The organism is Microbacterium sp. NPDC089190, assembly GCF_040701795.1.
Taxonomy (GTDB): Bacteria; Actinomycetota; Actinomycetes; order Actinomycetales; family Microbacteriaceae; genus Microbacterium; species Microbacterium galbum.
Genome location: NZ_JBFBHF010000006.1, coordinates 3,690 through 5,723 on the forward strand (window position 1 = coordinate 3,690; position 2,034 = coordinate 5,723).

The 2,034-nt window shown below is 55.1% G+C and carries 2 rRNA genes (1 of these 2 cut by a window edge); both read left to right on the plus strand.

From position 1 onward, the window contains the following. Window positions 1-1,770, plus strand: a 23S ribosomal RNA gene (locus AB0230_RS17045) (it extends 1,442 nt beyond the left edge of the window). 103 nt (window positions 1,771-1,873) lie between these two features. After that, a 5S ribosomal RNA gene (gene rrf, locus AB0230_RS17050) occupies window positions 1,874-1,990 on the plus strand. The last annotated feature ends 44 nt before the right edge of the window (window positions 1,991-2,034 follow it).

Below are 2,034 nucleotides of genomic sequence, written 5' to 3' on the forward strand. Positions count from 1 at the left end.
CGGTGGACGCTACACGAGTGAGAATGCAGGCATGAGTAGCGAATGACGTGTGAGAAACACGTCCTCCGAAAGACCAAGGGTTCCAGGGTCAAGCTAATCTTCCCTGGGTAAGTCGGGACCTAAGGCGAGGCCGACAGGCGTAGTCGATGGACAACGGGTTGATATTCCCGTACCGGCGAAGAACCGCCCAAGCTAATCCAGTGGTGCTAAGAGTCCTAGCTCACGCTTTAGCCGATCCCTTCGGGGTGAGGCGGGTGTGTGTGAACGCTCGACCCCATGCTGGTGCGGCTAGCGTATTAACAGGTGTGACGCAGGAAGGTAGCCCAAGCCAGGCGATGGTAGTCCTGGTGCAAGTGCGTAGGCCGACTCTTAGGCAAATCCGGGAGTCATTGAGGCTGAGACACGATGCGGATAAAAAGTGGGTGATCCTATGCTGCCGAGAAAAGCATCGACGCGAGGTTCTAGCCGCCCGTACCCCAAACCGACTCAGGTGGTCAGGTAGAGAATACCAAGGAGATCGAGAGAATCGTGGTTAAGGAACTCGGCAAAATGCCCCCGTAACTTCGGGAGAAGGGGGGCCATCCACTTATTAGGACTTGCTCCGAAAGGGTGTGGTGGCCGCAGAGACTAGTGGGTAGCGACTGTTTACTAAAAACACAGGTCCGTGCCAAGTCGCAAGACGATGTATACGGACTGACGCCTGCCCGGTGCTGGAAGGTTAAGAGGACCGGTTAGCCGCAAGGCGAAGCTGAGAATTTAAGCCCCAGTAAACGGCGGTGGTAACTATAACCATCCTAAGGTAGCGAAATTCCTTGTCGGGTAAGTTCCGACCTGCACGAATGGCGTAACGACTTCCCAACTGTCTCAACCGCGAACTCGGCGAAATTGCATTACGAGTAAAGATGCTCGTTACGCGCAGCAGGACGGAAAGACCCCGTGACCTTTACTACAGCTTGGTATTGGTGTTCGGTGTGGCTTGTGTAGGATAGGTGGGAGACGGTGAAGCATTCACGCCAGTGAGTGTGGAGTCATTGTTGAAATACCACTCTGGTCACTCTGGATATCTAACTTAGGACCGTGATCCGGTTCAGGGACAGTGCCTGGTGGGTAGTTTAACTGGGGCGGTTGCCTCCCAAAATGTAACGGAGGCGCCCAAAGGTTCCCTCAACCTGGTTGGCAATCAGGTGGCGAGTGTAAGTGCACAAGGGAGCTTGACTGTGAGACTGACAGGTCGAGCAGGGACGAAAGTCGGGACTAGTGATCCGGCAGTGGCTTGTGGAAGCGCTGTCGCTCAACGGATAAAAGGTACCTCGGGGATAACAGGCTGATCTTGCCCAAGAGTCCATATCGACGGCATGGTTTGGCACCTCGATGTCGGCTCGTCGCATCCTGGGGCTGGAGTAGGTCCCAAGGGTTGGGCTGTTCGCCCATTAAAGCGGTACGCGAGCTGGGTTTAGAACGTCGTGAGACAGTTCGGTCCCTATCCGCTGCGCGCGTAGGAAGTTTGAGAGGATCTGACCCTAGTACGAGAGGACCGGGTTGGACGAACCTCTGGTGTGTCAGTTGTTCCGCCAGGAGCACCGCTGATTAGCTACGTTCGGGATGGATAACCGCTGAAAGCATCTAAGCGGGAAGCCGGCCTCAAGATGAGACTTCCATACCCCTTGTGGGTGAGAGGCTCCCAGCCAGACTACTGGGTTGATAGGCCGGATGTGGAAGCGCAGTAATGCGTGAAGCTGACCGGTACTAATAAGCCGATGACTTGATAACACACCGTTTTTGGTGCTTGCGTCCACTGAGTGGTTCTCGATGTACGGTCGAGAACAACACAACAATGAACAATCGTTGTTGGTTTTTGAAACATCAATAGTGTTTCGGCGGCCATAGCGAGAGGGAAACGCCCGGTCACATTCCGAACCCGGAAGCTAAGCCTCTCAGCGCCGATGGTACTGCAGGGGGGACCCTGTGGGAGAGTAGGACACCGCCGGACTTCCTTTAACGAAATGGCCACCCAACGCTGGGTGGCCATTTCGC